This window comes from Thalassospira sp. MCCC 1A01428 (assembly GCF_002115825.1).
In the GTDB taxonomy this organism is placed as follows: domain Bacteria; phylum Pseudomonadota; class Alphaproteobacteria; order Rhodospirillales; family Thalassospiraceae; genus Thalassospira.
The window spans coordinates 14272-36421 of the sequence record NZ_JFJZ01000013.1 but is presented as its reverse complement, the minus strand read 5'-3'; the positions used below and the strand labels follow the sequence as shown (position 1 = coordinate 36421).

Below are 22150 nucleotides of genomic sequence, written 5' to 3'. Positions count from 1 at the left end.
AGGCCCATAATGAAACATTTGTTTCTATTATTGTTCCATTTTTTACATGTCTTATGTAATTAAAATTACATAAATTCATGCGCTTATCATCATTTTACCGGTTTTTATCATCCATTTAGAATGATCGTTTTTGTTTTATTATCCAGTCAATTAATCGCGCCTTGATTGCCATAACGGCGAATCGGATCTCAAATTCGCACCGTACGTTCGGGAAAACGAGCCCCTGTAGCGCATCGTCTGCCCCTACAAAAGCAATCCACAACGCACTTTGAAAAAACCTGTGCTGTTTAACTGACAGTAAACTGCGTTGGCACCACATGTGTCCCGACAACAGCAGGAACCAACGCATATTTTTCAACCGCTTCCATCACAAAATCAAACCCGGGACCGGGTTTCTGCGGCACGGTAATCTGCTCGTCGCGGACAATAACCGGGTTATCAATAAACTCGGCAAAATTCGCGATGTCACTGGTTGGAAAATATTCGATAAATCTGAGCGCTGACCATGCCGCCACCAGATAAACATACAGGGTTTGCCATCCTGATAATCTGTCACGGAAGGTAGGGCGACCCATGGCATCAAGCATCAGGGTAGTGTTATCACCCATAAAACAACAGGCGGCTTTAACGCGGCTCAGGTCCTGGTTCCCGGCCAATTGTTGCCCTTCGCGACCGGGTTTTGGCCTGTTGCAGCAATATCCAGGCAACAAATTGAATGTAGTCGGCATATCGCGGACATTAACTGTCCGCGATATGCCGATAGAATTGATTAGTCGCCAATAGCGAAAAATGTCATTTTACAGATAGTTATGCTGCCCTTGCACCAGATTGGCCAACAGGCGAAAGGCACCCGGCACACATTTATCAAGCTGATGATGCAATATCAGGCTGGTATGCGTATGACGCCCCTGCCCGATTTCAGCGGTAATCAGGCCTCCTCGCAACGGGGCTTCGCCTGCATCGGAAACCGAAATTAACGGCTGATAGGCATCATCCCATTCCGCGGCAAAATAAAGCCCGCGTTCCTTATCCCAACCTGCCCAGTCTTCGGCACCAATCTGATTTGGTCCGTTTAATAACGGATGATCCGGCAGCAGTATTTTAACCGGCGCGGCCGGGTTGGTCACCCGCCAACGCAGGGACGGCGAGCCGATTTTTACCGGGCGGGGTGGTGTCTTATTGATATCCCAGCCGTCCCCGGGGCGATGATAAAGGGTTAGCAAATGCCCGCCCTGCGCCACAAATTCATGTATTTGTGGAATTGCCAATGCCAGATCCTGACGCATCCCAAAGGCAAAAATACCAACGACCAATGTATCATATTGTGAAAGGTCACCGGCAAGATCACTAGCCGCAAGGTTGGTTACATTCAACCCCATACGCGCCATCCAGTGTCCGACATTATCGGCCCCGGCCCCGATATACCCAATCCGGGTGTTTTCAGGCAGGGTTAAATCCAGTGCCAAAACCCGTAATGGCTGACGGCAATGATAAATCAGTTTGCTGATATGGGGGTAATCAATGGCAGTTTTGGTTACCAGCGGCATGTTATCGCGCACAGGCAAAATATCATACAAACCCGCCGACATATCCGCCGGGGCCGCAACTTCAAATTCGTTACGGGCCGTTGCAGTAACCTTCCAGCCAGCCGGAACCTTAAAATCCAGTTCGTCGACTGTAACATTGTGATCCAGTGTCATCAGCCAGGTACGTGTTGATGCAGCCAGAGGTGCAATGATTGCATCTTCTGCCCATTGACCTTCATAAGCTGGTACGATTTGCACTGTTTCAGCCAAATCAAAGTTACGTTCAATTATCTGGCCATTACAATTTGCCCGCATTTGCAAATAAAGCGGGCCATTGCCATGGGCGGCAAAAAACAACCGCGGATAAAGCGATCCTACCGGGGTGTTATTACCTGCCAAAACTGCCAACCGGATGTGCCCTGCCTCCTGCGTTAGCAATCGGGTTGAAACTCCATCACGAACAACAGGAACAATTTCGATATTTTTCAATTCATTATTAGATGAAAAACGAATATCGACTATCGTTTCTCCGTTTGGCTGCAAGAACGGGTTTTCGATGCTGCTGTTGACTTTAACCTGCATTGTTTCAAACAGGGCAATCGCAATTTCCTGTTTTTTACGGGCCAGCCTATGTCCATGCCGGCTGGCAAAATCATTTGGCAGGATGGCCTTTGCCTGCACAAGCCCGGCGTAAGCGCCTAGCAAAAACACTTTAATTGCTGCACGGTCGGGAAAGGCCGCAATCGCACGGTCCTGTGCCGTTTGAACAGTATCCAACAATACCGCGACATCGGGCGTGCATGTGTCACATTGCGCTAGATCACGCAATGTTGCAGGCAGATTATCGGTAATATCGGCTTCTTTGCGGCCGCCTTTCAGGTGTAAATCCCATCGGGATTCCGGTCGGTAAAGCCATTTTCCCATACCCTGTGAATGATGACAGGCGCGCGACCATTGACCAATTTCATCATAGCTGACACCGGTAACAACATCGTCGTGATCAGCACTAAGCGAAACAGTCACCGGTGGTGGCGGGACTTCATCGTCATAGGCATCGCTTGCACCCGACCATGCCGGTAAATAAAATTTGGGCACCTTCCACGGTGCAAGTCCATCACAATCATAAACCGGGTCGGCGGCAAGGGCCACGGCGCGCTCGGCGGCCAATGTCATGGCGCGGTGATGGCCATGTTGCCCCGGTACATCAAGAAATGTTGGAATAACAATATCCGGCTTCTCACGGCGATAGGATCGGACCATTCGGTCGATCAGCAAATATTCACCCCAGCGTTCCAGGGTTTCTTCGCCATTTTTCGAAAAACCAAAGTCATTTATCGGGTCGTCCGGCCCGTGCCCAACCCAGTAAATATCACAATCAAGTTCACGGGCAGCCTGCTCCATCTCACGGGTTCGAAGCGCGCCGAGCGCCCCCTGCCGCTCAGGCCCTAAAATATTTTGTCCACCCTCGCCACGTGTCGAACAGGTAACCACCACCCGCATGCCCCGACCATAACGCAAATACGCCACCATCCCGCTTTGCTCGTCATCGGGATGCGCACCGCTATGCATTACCGTAACAACCGATTTCAACCGCGATAGCGTACGATGTAAGCGAATAATCGCCGGGTCCGATTTCTGACGGGTCAGGCGTTCTCGATCATTAAGCAAGGCGGTTCTCCTGTCAGGCAACGGGGTGGTTCACTTTGGTATCAAGTTTCGGGGTCATGATTTCCCACAGGGGCAACGTCGCGGCACCCAATGCCGCTGTCAGTTGCCCTGTATGACCCCGCATCAGGCGCGGCTGGGTACGAACAGCGCGGGTTGATACCGAAATGGGCAGGGGATTGATACGCGCGATCAATTCGTCAACAATTTCGTCAGGCAAAGCCCCGCCCAGAATAATGGTTTCAGGGTCGAGGATATTTTCAAGCGTCGATAACATTGGTGCCAGATGCAGGCTGGCTTCGCCTAGCCATTCATCCATTACAGGGTCGTTATCGCGGTACAATGTTTTTAATCCGTCGAAATCGGGTCGCTCGCGCCCGGCGCGACTCATTTTCTCGTACAGCGCATATAAGGATGCATACCGTTCCAGGCAGCCACGTTGCCCGCACGTACATTCACGCCCGCCTGGCAATGAAACCGCATGGCCAATTTCGCCCGCATTGCCATAAGCCCCGCGATATGGCCTTCCTTCATGGATAATGCCAAGACCCAGCCCCGCGCCGAAATAAACCAGCCCAAAAGATGAAATAGACTGGGCCGCCCCGAAAAACCGCTCGCCAACGGCGGCAGCCGAAGCATCATTTTCCAATACAACATCTTCGCCGGTGGCTGACGATAACAATGTGGCCGGGTTTTTCCCCTGCCAGCCCGGCAAGGTAGTCGGGCCCACAGATGTCATGCCGTCAATTTCAAACGGGCCAGGCATAACCAGGCCAATGCCCTGCAGGCGTTCGGGGGCAATGCCGGTTTGCCCGCGCAATTTGGCCAGTTCTTGCAAAATAATCGGAATAATGTGGTCCGGGTCGGTATTTTCAACCTGTATTACCCGTTCCGCCCGCAAAGTGCCGACCATATCAAGGGCAACCAGCACCAGATGGTCGGCCGCAATTTCAATGCCAACAGTGAAGGCACCATCGGGATTAACAGCAAACTGAATGGGCGGCTGCCCCCGACCGGACCGCAAACGCCCCTTTTCGATCAGCAAACCGTCGGCCACCAGTTCATCAACAATATTGGTTACCGCCTGGGGACTCAGATGGGCCAGCTTGGCAATTTGCGTGCGTCCCATCATCCCGTGGCTGCGAATGGCATCAAGCACCACGCGCCGATTGTGGCTACGGCTGCGTTCCGGGTTATTGCCAATCGGCAGGGGGGTATTTTCGGGAATATTGCGGGTTTTTGGCACGTTTGGTGTCCTCCTTGGGCTATCATTTGCGCCCCATTAAAATAAATCAAGTAAATTATCTTATTGACAGAGCCCGTCGATCAGGCTGAAGCTATAGAGGATCAGGGTTGCCCAAATCGGGGCTTATGCGCGTCAAAAAAGCCAAAATCAATGTTGGGGAACCTTTCAGGGGCTTTACATAACTGGAGACGACAATGCGTAAATATCTTGCACTGACTGCAATTGCAGCCGGTCTTTGGGGGGCAGGTGCATCACAGGCCCATGCTGTTGAAATTGAATATTGGCAGTATCTGTTTGATAGTCGCGTCACCGCCATGAACGAACTGATTGACCGGTTCGAGGAACTTAATCCTGATATCACGGTCAAGCAAACAACCTTCCCCTATGCCGATTACCAGACCCGCCTGGTCGCCGCGAAAGCCGCAGGCAAAAGCCCTGAAGTCATGCAGTTGTTTTACGGCTGGCTGGATAAATTTGCATCGGGCAAGCTGTTGCAACCGCTTTCCGAAGACATGTTTCCCAGTGCTGAAATCGAGAAAGACTTTTTCCCGATTGTGACGGCGATGAAACGCGATGGCAAATATTACGGTTTGCCTACCGCCGTTCGCTCGCTTGCATTGTTTTATAACAAAAAGCTGTTCAAGGAAGCGGGCCTCGACCCGGAAAATCCGCCGCAAAACCTTGATGAACTGGTAAAAGCAGCCCAAGCTACCGTTAAACAGGATGGTAGCGGCAATATGATTTCGGCAGGTATCACCCTTGATATGGCCGGACAGGACCAGCATTGGTGGCGTGAAGTTCTGGTACGTCAATTTGGCGGCGATCCGTACAAAAACGATTACACCCAGGTCAATTACAATGATGAGGCTGGCAAAAAGGCGCTTGAATTTTATACCGGCCTGCAAACGGACGAAAAGGTCGGCAAAGTCGGCTTTATGGATGAAGGACAGGCTGCGTTCCGTGCCGGCCTTGCTGCCATGACGATTGACGGCACCTTCCGCCTGGGATCATTTTCATCGATCAAGAATTTTGACTGGGGTGTCACCGAACTTCCCGCCAATGCAGATGGCCTTCGTTCCAATTACGCCAGCTATTTTGCCAATGGCATTGCCGCCGGTGTTGAAGGTGAAAAACTTGAAGCCGCTGAAAAATTCCTGAAATTTGTTTCTTCAAAAGAAGCAATGGATGTGTGGTTAAAAACCGTGGGTGAGCTTCCGGCCCGCCGCGAAGCGGCCATGACCGATGAAAACCTGAAAGACCCGATCTATGGTCCGTTCCTGAAGGGCCTGGATTACGCGCATACCACTCTGTTTGTTGATGAATCAGCCCAGCGTCAGGTTTCGATCGACATGGTTAATCGCGTTCTGTTGCAGGACCAGGCCCCGGCCGAAAGCCTGAAGCAGGCGGCTGAAGCCGAACAAGCCATCATTGATCACAGCAAAAAATAAAAGATAGGGTCAACGCCATGACCTCGGCCAATAACACACAGGTTGCGCCCCCCGCGGGGCGCAGCCGGAAACGCCTGCGCATGCAAACCAAACGGGTTTTATGGGCATGGGGGTTTCTGGCACTGCCGATCATTTTCTATTCATGGATCCGTTTTTATCCAACACTGGATGCCTTCTGGCTGTCCTTTACCGACTGGGATTTGCTAAGCGAACCCAATTTCATCGGTCTGGACAATTACCGACATCTGTTTAACGATCCGCAATTCTGGCAGGTCTTTAAAAACACCTTCACCTACCTGCTGGTCGGCACACCGCTTAGTCTGTTCTTTGCTTTCATCATTGCCTATTTCCTTGACCGGGTGCGGTTTATGCAGGGCTTTATTCGTGCCCTGTATTTCCTGCCGTTCCTGACCACGGCATCGGCAATGGCCTGGGTCTGGCGCTGGTTCTATCAACCTGTTCCGATTGGCATTATCAACGGTTTTCTATCTGATTTCGGCATTGCCCAGCAACCGTTTATCCGGTCAGTTGACCAGGCATTGCCATCGGTGCTGGCAACCGCGATTTGGGCCGGTATTGGCTTTCAAATTGTCATTTTCATGGCCGGACTTCGTGCTATCCCGCAAACCTATTATGAAGCTGCGCGCATCGACGGGCTGGGTGAGATGGCAATCTTGCGCAAAATCACTCTCCCCCTGTTAAAGCCGACCACTGTTTTTCTGGTGGTGTTTTCCTCGATCGGGTTTTTGCGAATTTTTGACCAGGTTTACAACATCACCACCAACGATCCCGGTGGGCCGTTAAATTCTACCAAACCACTGGTTCTGATGATTTATCAAAGCGCATTCTCGTCCTATCAAATGGGCTATGCCGCAGCACAGACAGTGGTTTTATTCACCATTTTGCTGGTTGTTTCGCTGATGCAGCTTTGGGTGATGAGGGAACGTTGAGATGAGCACGACAATTTCAGAAGGCCTGATGCAGGCCAAAGCCCACCCCGGACGCATCATAACCTGGGCTGTTCTTTTGATCGGCGGCCTGATCATGATCACCCCGATCCTGTTTATGTTTGGCACATCCTTTAAGGATGCCAGCCAAGTGTACGACATGCGCCTGTTTCCCGAATATCCGACACTGGATAACTATATTCAGGTCCTGTCGGACGGACGCTTTTTGCGCTGGTTTGGCAATTCACTGGGCATTGCCACCACCGTTACCCTGTCCAACGTCTTTTTTGACAGTCTGGTAGGCTATACCCTGGCGAAATTCGACTTTCGCGGACGCTATCTGATCTTTCTCGCCATTCTGTCAACATTGATGATCCCCACCGAAATGCTGGTGATCCCGTGGTATCTGATGGCGAGCAAGCTGGGCTGGATTGATACTTATTGGGGGGTGATGTTCCCCGGCATGATGACGGCCTTTGGCACGTTTTTAATGAAGCAGTTTTTTGAAACCGTCCCCAATGATTTTCTTGAAGCCGCCCGCATTGACGGCCTGAATGAATTTCAGATCTGGTGGAAAATTGCCCTGCCCCTGGTCACCCCTGCCCTGTCCGCCCTTGCCATTTTCACGTTTCTGGGTAACTGGACAGCCTTTTTCTGGCCGCTGATTGTGACAACCAGTCAGGAATTTTACACCCTGCCTGTTGGTCTCACCAGTTTTGCCATCGAGCAATCCATCCAGTGGGAAAAGATCATGACCGGTGCTGCCCTTGCCACCATTCCCACCCTGCTTGTGTTTCTGGTTCTGCAACGCTTTATCGTGCGCGGCATCATGCTGGCCGGGTTGAAAGGATAAGACCGTGGCAAAAACACCTTACACCGATCACAGCACATTTCCCGATCCCGTCTATAAAAACACGGTTCTGGGGCCGTTATTTGATGGCGCACGTGACCATTTCGCCCATGATTTTCAGCGCATTGACCGCGCCCATCTGGTGATGCTGCGCGAACAGAAAATTCTGGGCGACGATCAGGCTGGCAAAATTGCCAATGCCCTTATGGCAATTGAACAGGAAATTGACCCGGCAACACTGGTTTATACCGGCGAGGTCGAAGATTTTTTCTTTTTGATTGAGAAGGAATTAAAAACCCGCCTTGGCGCGGATTTAGGCGGGCGCCTGCACACGGCCCGGTCCCGTAACGATATCGATCATACCCTGTTCAAATTGCAGCTCCGTTCCAAAATTACCGGGTTGCTGGGCAAAATCCTGACATTGCTTGAAACCGCCATTAACAAGGCCGAGGCCGAAAAAGATACCCTGATTGTGGCCTATACCCACGGTCAGCCGGCCCAACCCACCAGCTTTGGCCATTATCTTTCAGCCCTGATCGAAGTTTTGCTACGCGATGCAAAACGCCTGCTTGATGCGCTGGCGACAGTCAACCTGTCACCGATGGGGGCAGCGGCCATTACGACATCGGGTTTTAACATTGACCGGCACCGGATGGCCGAATTATTGGGGTTTGATGCCCCCTTGCGCAATTCATACAGCTGCATTGCCGCGATTGATTATGTCAGCGGCACCTATGGGGCGATCGAACTGCTGTTCCTTCATCTTGGCCGGCCGATACAGGATTTTCAATTCTGGTCCAGTTTCGAGGTCGGGCAGCTTTATGTACCCAATGCACTGGTGCAAATTTCGTCAATCATGCCGCAAAAACGCAACCCGGTGCCGATTGAACATATGCGCCTGCTGGCGAGCCAGACTTTTGCCCGTGCGCGCGGCATGATCGAAATCATGCATAACACACCCTTTACCGACATGAATGACAGCGAAGGCGAAACCCAGGCATTTGGCTATCAGGCCTTTACCACGGCAGGCCGTGTGATTGACCTTATGACCAGCTTTGTTTCCGCCGTTCAAATCAACGAAGACAAGGTTTCGGAAAACATTCGCAAATCCTGCATCACGATTACCGAACTGGCCGATGACCTGGTGCGCAATGAAGGTTTATCGTTCCGCGAGGCCCATGAAATTGCCGCCCATGTAGCCAAAACCATTGTGGCGATGAACGGCGATTTAACAATTGATGGCTATGCCCCGTTCAAACAGGCCTTTGTCCAAAGCACCGGCCGGGAAACGAAAATGGATGCAGAGCGGTTTGCATCTGTGGTTTCGGCCCGCCATTTTGTCGCCGTGCGCGACCGTTTTGGCGGCCCCGGCGACACAGCCATAACTGAGGCACTTGCATGTTATCGCGATACCTTATCAAACCTGCGCGCTGGCCTTTCGGCTTATATCAAGCGCGCAAAAGATGCCGATAACCTGCTTCAATCAGAATTCAATGCCTTGCCGGGAGCCAGCGCATGACCGAAATTCAACTGGAAAAAATCACCAAAAAATATGGTGCCATTGAAACCATTCACGGCATTGACCTGACGGTTAAGGATGGCGAATTTGTTGTTCTTGTTGGCCCGTCGGGCTGCGGAAAATCAACCACATTGCGTATGATTGCGGGGCTGGAACCGATCACCGGTGGTGATTTGCGCATTGGTGGTGAAGTTGTAAACGAACACGAACCCAAAGAACGCAACATCGCCATGGTTTTTCAGAACTATGCGATTTATCCGCATATGTCTGTCCGCCAGAATATCGGCTTTGGGCTTTATACCGCCAAAATGTCAAAAGCCGATAAAAACAAACGCATCGAGGAAACAGCCGAAATGCTGGGTCTGGTTGAATTACTGGACCGTAAACCATCCGCCCTTTCGGGCGGGCAACGCCAGCGTGTTGCCATTGGCCGTGCCATGGTACGCAACCCGGTGGCGTTTTTGTTTGATGAGCCACTTTCCAATCTCGATGCACAGTTACGCTCGCAAATGCGCATCGAAATCAAACGCCTGCATCAGCGGTTAAAAAGCACGATTGTCTATGTCACCCATGACCAGGTTGAAGCCATGACAATGGCAGACCGAATTGTTATCATGCGAGATGGTTATATTTTGCAAAGTGGCTCGCCGACCGATCTTTATGAAAACCCGTCTGACATTTTCACGGCCCGGTTTATTGGCAACCCGTCGATGAACATGATTAGTGCAATTGCCACGCAAAACGGTCTGGTTGCGCAAAACGCCAATGCTGTTTTGTCCGTTGCATCGCCCAAAGTAGCCGTAAACAGCAATGTTTCAGTGGGGGTACGGTCCCATGCCCTGACGGTTGGGGAACCTACTGATAAAACCGGTCTGACCCTTAACGGGGAAATACTGGTTCTGGAACCATTGGGGTCGGAAACGCTGGTGCATATTGATACGGCAGATGGTGTTATCATTGCATCGGCCCCTGCCCTTCATCAGTTGGCCGCGGGTCAAACTGTTTCTGTCACAGCTAATGTTGAAAGCCTGTATTTTTTTGACAGCGACAGTCAGAAGGCTTTGATGCGCCCATGAATACAAAAACATCTCCTCCCCCTGCCCCACACAATGCCGGCGGCGTTTTGTGTATTGGCCGAACCTATTGTGACTTGCTGTTTACCGGTGTGGAAAATATGCCGGTTCTTGGCCGCGAGGTTTTTGCACAAAACCTCGCGATTGAGGCTGGCGGCGGTGCCTTTATCACGGCTGCACATTTACATCATTCAGGTCGCCCGGCAGCCCTGCTCAGCCGGGTTGGCACAGACCCGCTATCGGCTGTTTTACGGGCAACATTGGAACAAAGTGGCATTGAGTTACAATTTTTGGAAATTTCCCCCGATGCCGGACCACAGGTGACGGTTGTAACCATTCAGGACAATGACCGTGCCTTTTTGTCTCGCCGGGCCGGGAAAGCACGTCCGGCGACTTTGTCAAAGGCCTGGCAATGGAAACAAGCCCGCCATTTGCATATTGCCGAATATGCAACATTACATGAAATCCCGGATCTGGTTGAACAGGCGCGTGACTGTGGATTGACCATATCTCTGGATCCAAGCTGGGATGAAACCCTTATTCACGGCAGCCAGATCCTTCAAAACGCGGCCGGGATTGATATTTTTATGCCCAATCTGGAAGAAGCCCGTGCGATAACCGGGCAGGAAGACGCTTTGTCTGCCTTAAAGGTGTTGGCCCGGTCTTTTCGTGTTGTCACCTTAAAAATTGGTATGGGCGGGGCATATATTGCGATAGAGGGCGATATTTTGCACCACCCAGCCCCGTCGGTACAGGTTGTGGATACAACCGGAGCTGGCGATGCCTTTAATGCGGGTTTTCTGGATTTCTGGTTAAAAAAATTACCCGCAATAGAGTGCCTGAAAGCAGGGATTGAAGCCGGTAGTAAAGCTGTGCAAATGGCCGGTGGAGCAAGCAACTTATCATCCCGTCAGCATGTCGTGGCTTAGACTTAGGCGCGTCGTTTAATCTTGACGCTTTTTTAAATTCGCATTGTCGGGCGCCATCACATGCTGACGGATGCCCGGCTTGCCGTCCCATCTATGCTATAGGGCAATTATCCTGGCAAAATTCTGCCATTTGTTGTCATGCCTGCCTAAACTTTCTCATAGTCACTATATGGTGAAGCATGCCTGTTTTATACGGGTGTGTTTTTTGTCATGATCAATTGGCAAGCATGCCAAACCATTGCTAAAATGATTAAAAGTCTTTTTTAATGAATTTCCCCAGCCTGCCAGGCTAATGCAGGTGCATGACCTTGGCGCAACACACAGGACAATGGCGTGGAAAAAAAGCAGTTTTTTGAAGATTACCGTATTGGCCACATCCGCCACAGTCCTGCGCGCACCATCACAGAAACCGATATTGTCGTACATGCAGGTCATACCGGTGATTTTTCTCCACATCATATGGATGCGGAATATGCCAAACATACACCGTTTGAACGTCGCATTGCTCATGGCACGATGGTTTTTGCATTTGGCATTGGTTTGGCAGCACAATCGGCCAACAACCCGGGCGCGTTTTCATCGGGTTACGACCGCATACGGTTTGTCCGCCCCGTTTTTATAGGCGATACGCTTAAATCAAGGATCACGATTGGTGATTTGAAAACAATGGCAGATAACCCGGATTTTGGCGAAGTAATTGAACAAATTGATGTCGTAAACCAGAAAAACGAAACCGTTCTAACGGCAAGCCACGTTTTAATGGTTGAACGCCGTCAAGCCACTGCTTGATAAACCATTGTAGCTGACTTGCATCAAATGATGGGCAAAGCTATTTTTTGGTTTTCAGCCAACATCACGTGATCAATTTGTACATTATCGTCGTTGCATCAAATGTATCTGTAAAAGGGTCTTTGGCATATTCGGGAATGGTTCCAACTGTTTGATAGCCTAGTGTGCGATATAAAGGTTCGGCATGGTCGCCTGTGCGCGTATCAAGGGTGATCAGGCGACGTTGGCGCTGCCGGGCTGCATCTTCCAGGGCGAGCATTAGCGCTCGTGCAATGCCTTTACGACGAAATGCAGGATGCACCAATAATTTGGCAACTTCGGCACGGTGAGGTTGATTGGGCGGTGTATCGCAATCAAGCTGAACGCAGCCGGCAAGCTGTCCTTCAATTTTGGCAATAAGTAAAATTCGGCTCCCGTCAAGAACGCCAGGCAACACCTTTTGATGCCAGAAGTCTTTGGCTGCATTAATTGTGAAGGGCTGAACAAAACTGATGCTGGCTCCACTTTGCACGCAGGCATGAAGCAATCTAGCAAAAGCGTCGATCTGTATTTGCAGCTGTGTCCCGTCATAGCTATCAATTTCAAGCGTGCTTATTTTCGTCATGTTTGTCTCACAGAATGAATAGCTGGTAACGGGCAATGTGATCTGGTGATGTTTGAAAACTGCTTGAACCTGATAGCTGATAGCGCAGACAATCACCCTGGTTCAGAACATATTGTTTATCATCAAGTGTCAGGGTTAGTTTCCCGGCCTGCATGACAAGATGATGCTCCAGCCCCGTTTGCGGCGGCTGGGCGTATGTTATCGTGGTATCGGCTGGTATCATGCACTCCAGCACTTCACCTCTCAGACGCCCTGTAGGAGGTGACAGTGAACGGCGAATAAAGCCGGTGTCGGGATCTGCCCAGATTTCCTGATCATTATTGAGGATCAGAGGCGTAAAATTATTTTCTTCGGCCATATAGATCAGCCTGGATAATGTAATTCCATATGTAGAGCATAACCTGGCGAGCAGGATGGTGGTGGCACTGACGTCCGCTTTTTCCAGTCGGGAAAGGGTTGATTTGCTGATACCGCTATTGTTTGCCAGAGTTTCAAGCGTCCAGCCGTGGTTTTGGCGCAGTACCTTGAGATGGGTTGCTATTTTGATATCTATGCTGTTTTCGGGTGCCTGTTCCATATGTGGGATTTATTCCCAAAAATGGAACGGCGCAAGCCTTTTTTTATTGGCAAAACGTTTTGATGATAACGCGGACAATTGGGTAATTTCTGCCTTCGTGTTGCCCGTGATGTTTGCCAAGTCGTTTTATTCATTAACAAAATATTAATCAGAATATAACGTCCCTGCCCTTAGATTTGTTATATGAGTTAATAAAGAGTGTTAGAGTAAAGTTAGATAAGTTACGGATGGCAGAGACTCCTTTTTGTTTTCAGGAGTCCGGGGCAGTTAGACGTCCGCGATGTATCGATGAATTGTCCGCGATGTATCAAATATCACGTCCGCAAAAGCACGACCGCAAAGTATCGAACCTTTGTCCGCGATGTACCGATCTTTCGTCCGTGATGTGCTGTTGACTGTCAAAACTTATCCACAGGACGGGTTACATATCGATACTGCGGTTGGCAACATACCGTTCGCAGAACGCCATGAAGGCCTTTTCTGGGTCCTTGATGACCAGCTGGTTTCTTTGGCTTGAACCTGCCCATTCGCGCTCCAGATGGTCTATGTCCCACTCTGGAAAGCGCTCACGGGCATTGTTGATGACGTGGATCGATAATGGCTTGGGGCGAAAGCGTGTATCGCCGATTTCAAACAGTTTATCGGGGCTTTCTTCGGCCGGATTGGCAGCTGCTTCGATCGGTTCGTCACTTTGCGGACGTATGGGGCGAACCTCCAGCATCCATTCCTTGGGGTTCCGGCTTTTGAAAGCACTGTCAAAATCGGCGGATTTGCCCATTTTAAGGCTATAATCAGGGATATTGGCATCAATGATAATTTTGCCGAGGTCAGCCCGGAATTTGCGTTCTTCGCGGTCTGATCCGCATTTTTCCTTAAGTGACGGAATGCTGATCAACCAGCTGCGCTGTTGTCCGCAATGTTTGCGAGCCAGTTCGTAAATGCGCCTTTCAAGGCCTTTTGACAGATCGAAATACCGTGGACTGATGGTCAGAACCCGGCGGTCAATGACGATGGCTTTGAACATCCATTCATTCAGGGTTACTTCCACCCCGGCCATCATGGACCGACCATTTTTTGTTTTGCGTTCAATGATGCGATAGCTTTCGATCCAGCCAAAACCGGAGCGGATTTTGTCATTGCCTGACTCAACGTTTGTTCGCACGCGTGTGCCGTCAAGTCGTTCCAGCATATCAAGAAAAAGCGTATAGCCGCGTTTGGATGTCTGGCGTTTTGTCGACCGCAAAAAGTCGTGCGCCGCGAAGGTTATCTTGCGATCGCTAACCTTCTCTCCGCGTTCCAGCTTTTCATTAATGATCGACCCCAGATACATCAGCAGGTCTTTGTCATAGATATTTGCCATGCCTTTGGCACCGGGCTCGATACGAATATCAACCCCGCCCCGGCTATAATGAAACGGGGTCCGGCGTGGCTGCTTGGTCAGGGAGAACCATGGATGTTCCATCAGCATCCGGTCGTCCTTGAATGGCGCACCGTCGACCAGCTGATCCAGAAAAAGATCTACCTGTTGAGAACTCGCCACCTGTAAACCCTTTTCCCTTTTGTCCGCGTTGTGACGAGTTTGGTCAAATCTGCCCGATATATCAATGTATTGATTCGTATTTGTCCGCGATGTACCGAGCAAAAATGTCCGCGTTGTGACGAGAAAAACGAATGCTAGCGGCTTGAATATTCGGCATTTCACGGTCGTATTCATCAGGACCGTGTTTGGCCGATTTTTTTTAAGGCCCTGTTTCATTCGTTTTTGAGACGCAGTTTTACGGTTTTGTCCGCGTTGTGACGAGCAGGTTAAAGCGTGCCGGTTTACATTTTGGTAGTCAATTTTATTAAGTTGCTGATATTAAATGATTTTTGTTGTTAAACCGATGCTTTAAAAAGTATTTCCAAATGTTTAACGTTGATTTGTCCGCGTTATAACGAATCGTTTCCGGGTCGAATCGGTACATCGCGGACATGATAGAAGGCAGCTAAAGACGAAGTGGACGACATTCTGAAGGCATTGTCGGGAAGGTATGAGGACATTTGGCGTAAAAATGGTCCGCGAAATGCCGAAGATGTACCGTGAGAATACCCTGCCCTGGAGCTGATAGCGCGGATTTTGGGATAACCATCCATCATTAAGAGATTTCGGGTGTTTGAAGAAAACTTTAGGTCTTCAGAACCAGTTATCGGCATGGTTATCTGGCAGATTACGTCTTTAATATCGAAATCGGCCAATTTAGATGCAGGACGATATAGTACGATTTTGATTGGGGCGAGTTTAAGCGGAGGATTGTTAACCTACTCCGTTTTAATAAAAAACGGCAGTTCTGTAGGAAAACCGCCGTTTTTAAGGTCGTTCAGAGATGGCATTGTGTTATGGAATTGTCCGCGATGTTACGAACTTTTAATCTTCTTCCATAACCTTGCGTTGAAGCTCGATTCGGTCGTCAAAATTGCTATCAAGGTCCCGACAGAAGCGGATTAACGCCTCGCGCATAAAATCGGCTCGGGTATATTCTTCACCTTCCGGTAACGGGTCGTTCTTTTGCAAGTTGGCTTTGCGTTTGCGAACCAGCATTCGTATGACGTGATCAACGGCCTCGTCCACTTTGGTTTCTATCCGCAGCAAACCGATATATTCCTTGCCGGAATGGATATCGCGGACATTTGCTGCGGCTGAGGCCGGCGCCGTGGCTGGTGTATTGAGAGGCCCCGATGCTTCCTGGTCTGGAGATGCCGGTTCTGTTGTTGCATGTTCCTGGGCGTCAGCGATGTCAGCAGCCGTTTCGTCCGGGCTCCAGATTTCGGCAAGGTCTTCAGGGCGCGGAGGAACTTTTTTAACGCGTTCACGGCGGGCGAGACGGGCGAAATTCGGTTTGGTCGCCATTACGCGTCCTCCTTGTTTAGACGGTTTAGCAGTTCAAGTAGAAAGGCATACATTTCATCGGCAGCATTGCCACGCTGATAGCGCGTGATTGGCATGCCAACCGTTTGGGATTCCTGAAATGCTACCCGCTTGCCAAGCCTGGCTTCAAATATTTTGTCGCGAATTCCATAATAGAACTCGTCAGGGTCGGCCCCCTCGCCCCGCATCAGTTCAATATAATCTTTTTTGATTTTGGAACTGTTATCGACGTCATTGAGGATGACACCGAGCAGGTTAAGGCCCGGATTATATTTGCGTTTGAACCGGGTAATGGTTTTAACCACATTTTTAATAGCATCAGACGAATATTCATCGGCATTGGCAGGGGACAATACATAGTCTGCGGCCATTGCTGCGGCCGTCACGTGGTTGCCCGGTGTTGGCGGGCAATCGATAATGATGACGTCATAATCGGTTTGTCGGGCGAGGTATTCGTCAAGTTCCAGCAACAGATCATGCTGGATGCCCATTAAGGCAACAAGGTTTGTATTCCCGGTATTTAAAGCAAGGTTTTCGCTGACCGGCAGAGGTTTGACACGTTCATTGGCGTTTGAAAAAATGGTCATGGAGTTGGCGCGATCAACGTCGGTATCGTTAAAAACCCGATCATGTTGTAATTCGCCATAGCGTAAGGTTGTTTTGGTCAGGTTTCCTTGCGGGTCAAGGTCAACCGCCAGAACTTTCAATCCTGCTTCAGCAAGATGGACGCAAATCTGAAAAGTAAGGGTAGTTTTGCCGACACCGCCTTTTTCATTAAGGGTGGCGATTACCATGGGCCCTTTTGCCCGTACCTGTTCAATCAGATCCGACGGCAAGTCGTAATTATAGCGTGCCATTTGGTGTTCCTTGACCTCGTTGGTTCAGCTTCGGCCCTGGTTGGTAACCGGATTACGTATATCGATCCTTTGAAAGTCGATAATCGACATACGTAATCCGAAATGTGATTGGCGGGGATTCGATTTATGCGAATTCGTAGATACGAAAAACGCTTGGTCGTGCTGCGGTTTTCGGTGTTGCGTTTGTTGCCTTTCCGAGATTGTCGTTTTCGTTTTTCGAAAATCGAATGATCGATAATGCCTTTTTCGGTAATCGAGAAAGCATCCTTCGTTTTCCGGTCCTCTGATTTTTGAGTTACGGTTTCCCGAAAATCAAAATTCGATTACCCGATTTACGTAAACCTCAAATTCGAGCCTCGTACATTCATTTTCCGATATACGAGTATCGTTACTCGATCATCGAAAATCCATCTTACGAAAATCGTAACACGATAACGTGCTTTTCGATTTTTCCTGAATCGTTCCTCAATTTATCGATGATCGTATCACGACCAACCGACATTTGCAAATGTGAATTTCGTTTAAACGTATCGCGATCATTCGATAAACGTTTTTCGAATATCGTTTAATCGGTTCTCGAAAAGCGTTACTCGTCAATCAAGTTTTCGATTTACGTATATGGATTATTCGATATTCGTGTCACGGTTACACGGTTACACGGTTACACGGTTACACGGTTACACGGTTACACGGTTACACGGTTACACGGTTGTTCAATAAACGATCAATCATTTTTCGATAATTGTGTTTACGTTTATCGTCTTACGTATAAACGACAAACGATACTCGTTTTTTTATATTCAAGTAATTGTTTTTATTGATTTTAATGCTTTAAAAAATGTTCTTTTGCCCGCGAAATCGGGTGCAAGCATACGGTAAAATCCGTTCGGTGTCATGCCGTTTAGCCTGAGGACCTGAAATTTTGGGCCGTGCCTGTGGTGTGGGTGAGGGTGGCTGTGCCTAAAATGTTCCAGGTGGGTGTTGGCTTTGACACAAATTTCCACGCGAGTTGGTGGAGGGGACTATTTTACATGTTGTCGGTGACAGGTTGTTAAAATCACAACCAGGTCATCAAGTGCATATTGCTATAAAAGGGCGAGCTTACATTTGAAGTAACACGTCAAGAAAGTAATGACCGCCAAGCTTTCCCCGCGGCCCGGGGGATACAACACCAGCTTTCAACAGGCGTTTGATCTGATAATGGGCAGCTTGTGGGGTAATGTTACAGTCTTTAATTATGTCAGCAACACATATGCTGCCGGTTTGAAAAAGATGTGTGTTAATTTTGCCAAGGCTGGTGCCGCGCCCCTGTCGCGTCAGATGATCGGCATGACTCCATTTTTCGTTTATCAGCCGGTCTATGTCGGCAAGTTTAGTTAGTGATGCGGCAAGAATATTAACGGTGAACTGCCGTGCCACACGTGACGGTGCTTTTCTTGCCAGAAGTTCGGCAATTTTTGGCAGATGGCGGGTTAGTGCATCGCCTGTAATGACAGGTAGAAATATTCCCTGGCAGAAATGGCTGATGAGAAAAGGGACCATGATACGAGCGATCCGATTCCAGTAAGCAGCCTGGGGATCGCTTATTTCAATCTGCAAATGCCGGGTCGATGTAGGAAGATTAAGGTCAAGGCTGTCAAGGCGGGCCTGATTCATGACCTCAAGTACTATATATAATGCGTCGGCCGCGCCAATTAGCCCGGAATCAGGTGAAATTTCCATGATACGGCTGTGAAGTCGTTCGATAGTATTTTCGGGAACAGGGCAGGGAACGTGACGATCGGCAACAATTTGTCGCCATTTGTCCGTTTGTCCGGGCTCAAGCCAATTACGCGAGCGTATGCTTGACCGTGTTGCAATATGGATAAGTAATTCAAGGCTTAAGGGTCTGTGTCCGGTGTTGTAACATGATAAAAGAGTTTCAAACACATCGGCGGCCCCGCTGAGGTTTTCAAAATGGGCGGATGTTTCGCCAAGATGAGCATAAAACTGCAGTAATCTGCGCGGAGTTGCGCCGCGTCCCTCGGCTGAAACAGCTTCACAGGCATCGGCAAGTGCTGCGCCAACGCCAACGCGCATTTTTCTATCAGGATTGCTCAGCCGTTCGGAAAGTTGGCCAAGAACTCGTTCAGCTTTCAGCGCTGTTCCCACATAATCAGACGTATCGAGATTTATATGAGCCGGGGGAGGGGCTGTTTCAACGGCTATGTCTCGGTATAGCTCGTCAGTCTCCATTGCAATCTTTTGCCTGTCGTCAGCCAGGTTCTGTCGCAGTTTGTCTAACGTCAGTTTGAACGAATTTTGCTCCAAATGATGTCCCTCTACCGATCCCGATTTCTGCTTTTAACGCAAATGTTTAATAAGGTGTTTTAAAAATAACATATCCCTTATTTTGATGATCTCAGTGGTTAAATGCAAATCATCTTTTTCGCAGGATTGATCCAGGCTATTTTAGTGTTTTGTACGGCCCTCCTCTTTGGGCCTTGTTCGGAGCGCGATAGCCACTTGCGGTGTGCTAATTGCCCGAAATAGCAAGCCTGTCAGCAATGAACATAAAGCATATGGGCATTAGATTAATGTTTCGTATGTGCGGCATGTTCGCAGAGGGCGTTATCGCGAAATTCAGCATAGGGTAAAACAGTTACCGCTTTCTTGCGATAGAGCCGCAATGAGTGACCGGAGCATTTTCTTGCCCGGCTGTACCAGATGCCGGGGGTGAAGAAAGCGCCGCCGGTTTCCGGCCTTCTTATGCTTGGTGTAGAGCCGGGAAATAGCCGACCGGATTTGCATGTCCTGCCTTGGGAGGCGAACGGGATAAGCATGCTGTAAAAAGCGTTCAGACTGCAAAACGCCAATAGGATAGGGGGGTGAAAGTCAGAGTTGCTGAGATGCCGGAGGGGGTTTTGCGGAGGTGTCGAAAAATGTGGCCTCAATTTACTGGCCGAAACTGTTCGGTGTTTGACGGACATCACCATTATCGATTCGCCGGGAAAAATTACCCGATTTATTTTGATTAAGCTTTTGGACGGCGCTGATTCGAGGTGACATTAATATTGAAGAAGAAAAATTTTGCGATCAATTCGCAAATGAAACCATCGATTTGCCGTCGTTTTCAGAGACTGTCCATAATGAGACGTGATCTTCAAATTCACATGTAAAATGAGTAAAACTACCCAAAAGCGTTATGAAGCAAGAGTTTGAGCATGGGCAAATTTTGGGCGAAAATTAGGGAAATTAATTCAATATTTAAACAAAAAACATTTGATCATATGGGTTTGACCATAGACTCAAGTATGTGGCGAATTTGTCGGGTTACTCGCACGTAAAAAAAAATGTACTGACTCTCTTAAACAGGGTATAGCCAGTTTATACCTATATGATAGTATGGTTTTCGCTCTGCATTGGCCTAGCCATTTCGGGGAATGCAACAGCGAAATGCCGTAAAAGGTTTTTGGGTTACATTTGGCGAAAAGCATCGCTTTTGGCCAACTACTTGGGTTCTTGGGGGAATCGCGTGAGAAAAAATAGTCTGGTCCTGTGCCGCCACATGTGCGTTATTCGTATTGGGTATGGTTTCCGAAGTTTCGGCCCAAACCGTACCGTCGCAGCTACCCTCGGGGGCAGAGGCGGGGCGTGATCTTGCCAGGCCGGACCTGCCAAAGCCTTCAGATACGACAGGCAGCATTTCTGTGCCGGGTGCGTCGGCAGTTGAAGTTCCGGCCGGGGCGGAAAAAGCCAGCTTTGTTTTGCATTCCTTTGAAATTGAAGGTGCCACGGCCTTTACACCCGATGAACTGGCACCGCTTTACCAGGACAGGATGGGGCAAACCATCACTGTAGCGGATGCCTTTCAGATCGCGGCCAATATCGAACTTAAATATCGTAATGCCGGTTATGTCATTTCGCGCGTGGTGGTCCCCCCCCAGGAAGTTACCAATGGCGATTTCAAAATCCGTGTTGTTGAAGGTTTTATTTCCGACATCGTCGTGCAGGAAGATGTCGGCCCGGTTAGCGAGGCGGTGAAACGGTTGCTCGCACCGTTGATTGGCAAAACTCCGGTGACGGTTGATGAAATGGAACGGCGCCTGCTTCTGGCCAATGATCTGGCTGGAATGACCGTGCGCGCCACCCTGAAACCATCAGAAACCGCGCCTGGCGGTTCGGAAATGCTGGTCGAGGCGGATCGTGTTGCCCGTACGGCGACACTGTCGGCCGACAATCGCAATTCGCCCTATTCGGGGAATGCCGAGGGGTTGGCTGCGGTGCAGTTCAATTCCTTTGGTACCCATGCCGACCAACTGGCGATTCAGACGCAGCTTTCCTCACCGATTGAACGGTCATGGTCGCTCAGCGCCAATTATCAGGGCCTGTATTCCGAAGATGGCCTGATGCTGGGGTTTAGTTCCAGCTATGGCCGTTCACGTCCGGGGAAAGAACTTGAAGCCCTGGAAGTCAACAGTGTGGTGATGGCCGAACGTGCGATTGCCACCTATCCGCTGATCCGTTCGCGGTTACAGAATTTGCGTATTTCGGGTGAATATGAATATCGCGCGATTGATACCGATATTCTTGATAATGAATTTAACCAGGACCGCCTGCATATTGCGCGTGCCGGGATCAGCTATGACTTAACCGACAGTTTCCAGGGTATTACCGCCGTGCGGGCCACCGTGCATCGCGGGCTGGATGTGTTCAATGCAACCGACAAGGATGACCCGCTGGGGTCACGCGCTGATGCCGGGGGCTCCTTTACCAAGGCGACCATCGATTTAACCCGTGTGCAACAGGTAACCGACCGGGTCAGCATGCTTTTGACTGCAACCGGGCAATATGCGGTTAATCCTTTGCTGGCGAGCGAGGAAATGGCGTTGGGCGGGGCCAATTATGGCCGTGGTTTTGACAGCAACGAATTCTCGGGGGACGACGGCTGGGCGACATCGCTTGAAGTGCGGTATTCGCCCGATCTTCCTGAAATATTTCCTAACGGTGTCCAGTTTTACAGCTTTGTTGATAGCGGGCAGGTTTGGGATATCGACGACAATGTGTCCCATGAACGCACCAGCGCGTCGTCCTTTGGCGGCGGTATCCGGGTGAATGTTCTGGAAAATCTTTATGCATCGGCAGAAGTGGCCAAGGGGTTTCGAAAACCGACGGCGGATTCCTCCGCCAAGCCCCAAGCCTTCTTCACCATTTCAGCCAAATTTTAAGTGCGGGT

Annotated in this window: 17 protein-coding genes; 8 read left to right on the top strand and 9 right to left on the bottom strand. The window is 49.7% G+C overall.

The window, feature by feature from the left end; all coding sequences use genetic code 11:
- Positions 1–287: 287 nt before the first annotated feature.
- The 3 genes from THS27_RS12355 to THS27_RS12345 all read right to left on the bottom strand — a co-directional run bounded on the left by THS27_RS12355 (position 288) and on the right by THS27_RS12345 (position 4437).
- Positions 288–608 (bottom strand): hypothetical protein, encoded by a 321-nt coding sequence (locus THS27_RS12355; RefSeq protein WP_139835567.1) that lies wholly within the window; start codon positions 606–608, stop codon positions 288–290.
- Positions 609–797: 189 nt separating this feature from the next.
- Complete coding sequence (locus THS27_RS12350) at positions 798–3194, bottom strand: PIG-L family deacetylase (protein WP_085591278.1); 2397 nt, start codon at positions 3192–3194, stop codon at positions 798–800.
- Between the two features lie 13 nt (positions 3195–3207).
- Positions 3208–4437: an ROK family transcriptional regulator gene (locus THS27_RS12345; protein ID WP_139835566.1), complete on the bottom strand. Its 1230-nt coding sequence runs from the start codon at positions 4435–4437 to the stop codon at positions 3208–3210.
- A 194-nt stretch (positions 4438–4631) separates the two neighbouring features.
- On the opposite strand from THS27_RS12345, the gene THS27_RS12340 reads away from it, so the two are divergent.
- The 7 genes from THS27_RS12340 (at position 4632) to THS27_RS12310 (ending at position 11992) form a co-directional block, all read left to right on the top strand.
- A complete protein-coding gene (locus tag THS27_RS12340; RefSeq protein WP_085591276.1) occupies positions 4632–5885 on the top strand; it encodes an extracellular solute-binding protein in 1254 nt (417 codons plus the stop codon).
- Between the two features lie 17 nt (positions 5886–5902).
- On the top strand, positions 5903–6835 hold the full coding sequence (locus THS27_RS12335; RefSeq protein ID WP_085591275.1) for a carbohydrate ABC transporter permease: 933 nt from the start codon (positions 5903–5905) through the stop codon (positions 6833–6835).
- Position 6836: 1 nt separating this feature from the next.
- Positions 6837–7685, top strand: a complete 849-nt coding sequence (locus tag THS27_RS12330; protein WP_210402895.1) for a carbohydrate ABC transporter permease — start codon at positions 6837–6839, stop codon at positions 7683–7685.
- Positions 7686–7689: 4 nt separating this feature from the next.
- Positions 7690–9201 carry an argininosuccinate lyase gene (gene argH / locus THS27_RS12325; protein ID WP_085591273.1) on the top strand — a complete coding sequence of 504 codons (1512 nt, stop codon included), beginning with the start codon at positions 7690–7692 and terminating at the stop codon, positions 9199–9201.
- Complete coding sequence (locus tag THS27_RS12320) at positions 9198–10277, top strand: ABC transporter ATP-binding protein (RefSeq protein WP_085591271.1); 1080 nt, start codon at positions 9198–9200, stop codon at positions 10275–10277. Before argH ends, THS27_RS12320 begins: the two co-directional genes overlap by 4 nt.
- Entirely contained in the window at positions 10274–11203 is a 930-nt protein-coding gene (locus tag THS27_RS12315) for a carbohydrate kinase family protein (protein WP_085591269.1), read from the top strand. The genes THS27_RS12320 and THS27_RS12315 overlap by 4 nt, the downstream gene beginning before the upstream one ends.
- 333 nt (positions 11204–11536) lie before the next feature.
- Complete coding sequence (locus tag THS27_RS12310) at positions 11537–11992, top strand: MaoC/PaaZ C-terminal domain-containing protein (RefSeq protein WP_085591267.1); 456 nt, start codon at positions 11537–11539, stop codon at positions 11990–11992.
- A gap of 64 nt (positions 11993–12056) precedes the next feature.
- Here THS27_RS12310 and THS27_RS12305 read toward each other — a convergent pair whose 3' ends face one another.
- The 6 genes from THS27_RS12305 to THS27_RS12280 all read right to left on the bottom strand — a co-directional run bounded on the left by THS27_RS12305 (position 12057) and on the right by THS27_RS12280 (position 19245).
- The gene (locus THS27_RS12305) at positions 12057–12632 is read right to left on the bottom strand and encodes an N-acetyltransferase (RefSeq protein WP_246832946.1); all 576 of its coding nucleotides are present in this window, start codon (positions 12630–12632) and stop codon (positions 12057–12059) included.
- Entirely contained in the window at positions 12604–13173 is a 570-nt protein-coding gene (locus THS27_RS12300) for a helix-turn-helix domain-containing protein (RefSeq protein WP_085591263.1), read from the bottom strand. Before THS27_RS12300 ends, THS27_RS12305 begins: the two co-directional genes overlap by 29 nt.
- Positions 13174–13594: 421 nt before the next feature.
- Positions 13595–14713, bottom strand: coding sequence for a replication initiator protein A (locus THS27_RS12295; protein ID WP_246832945.1), 1119 nt, complete (start codon positions 14711–14713; stop codon positions 13595–13597).
- Between the two features lie 864 nt (positions 14714–15577).
- Positions 15578–16060 (bottom strand): hypothetical protein, encoded by a 483-nt coding sequence (locus THS27_RS12290; RefSeq protein WP_085591261.1) that lies wholly within the window; start codon positions 16058–16060, stop codon positions 15578–15580.
- Entirely contained in the window at positions 16060–16935 is an 876-nt protein-coding gene (locus THS27_RS12285) for a ParA family protein (RefSeq protein ID WP_085591259.1), read from the bottom strand. The genes THS27_RS12290 and THS27_RS12285 overlap by 1 nt, the downstream gene beginning before the upstream one ends.
- 1101 nt (positions 16936–18036) lie before the next feature.
- The gene (locus THS27_RS12280) at positions 18037–19245 is read right to left on the bottom strand and encodes a winged helix-turn-helix transcriptional regulator (protein WP_139835565.1); all 1209 of its coding nucleotides are present in this window, start codon (positions 19243–19245) and stop codon (positions 18037–18039) included.
- A gap of 1259 nt (positions 19246–20504) precedes the next feature.
- On the opposite strand from THS27_RS12280, the gene THS27_RS12275 reads away from it, so the two are divergent.
- Entirely contained in the window at positions 20505–22142 is a 1638-nt protein-coding gene (locus THS27_RS12275; protein WP_085591255.1) for a ShlB/FhaC/HecB family hemolysin secretion/activation protein, read from the top strand.
- Positions 22143–22150 lie beyond the last annotated feature (8 nt).

Coding starts and splice junctions, on each gene's coding strand:
- THS27_RS12355 (WP_139835567.1), bottom strand. CDS start 608: ATGGGTGATAACACTACCCTGATGCTTGATGCCATGGGTCGCCCTACC.
- THS27_RS12340 (WP_085591276.1), top strand. CDS start 4,632: ATGCGTAAATATCTTGCACTGACTGCAATTGCAGCCGGTCTTTGGGGG.
- THS27_RS12335 (WP_085591275.1), top strand. CDS start 5,903: ATGACCTCGGCCAATAACACACAGGTTGCGCCCCCCGCGGGGCGCAGC.
- THS27_RS12330 (WP_210402895.1), top strand. CDS start 6,837: ATGAGCACGACAATTTCAGAAGGCCTGATGCAGGCCAAAGCCCACCCC.
- THS27_RS12320 (WP_085591271.1), top strand. CDS start 9,198: ATGACCGAAATTCAACTGGAAAAAATCACCAAAAAATATGGTGCCATT.
- THS27_RS12315 (WP_085591269.1), top strand. CDS start 10,274: ATGAATACAAAAACATCTCCTCCCCCTGCCCCACACAATGCCGGCGGC.
- THS27_RS12300 (WP_085591263.1), bottom strand. CDS start 13,173: ATGGAACAGGCACCCGAAAACAGCATAGATATCAAAATAGCAACCCAT.
- THS27_RS12290 (WP_085591261.1), bottom strand. CDS start 16,060: ATGGCGACCAAACCGAATTTCGCCCGTCTCGCCCGCCGTGAACGCGTT.
- THS27_RS12285 (WP_085591259.1), bottom strand. CDS start 16,935: ATGGCACGCTATAATTACGACTTGCCGTCGGATCTGATTGAACAGGTA.
- THS27_RS12275 (WP_085591255.1), top strand. CDS start 20,505: ATGGTTTCCGAAGTTTCGGCCCAAACCGTACCGTCGCAGCTACCCTCG.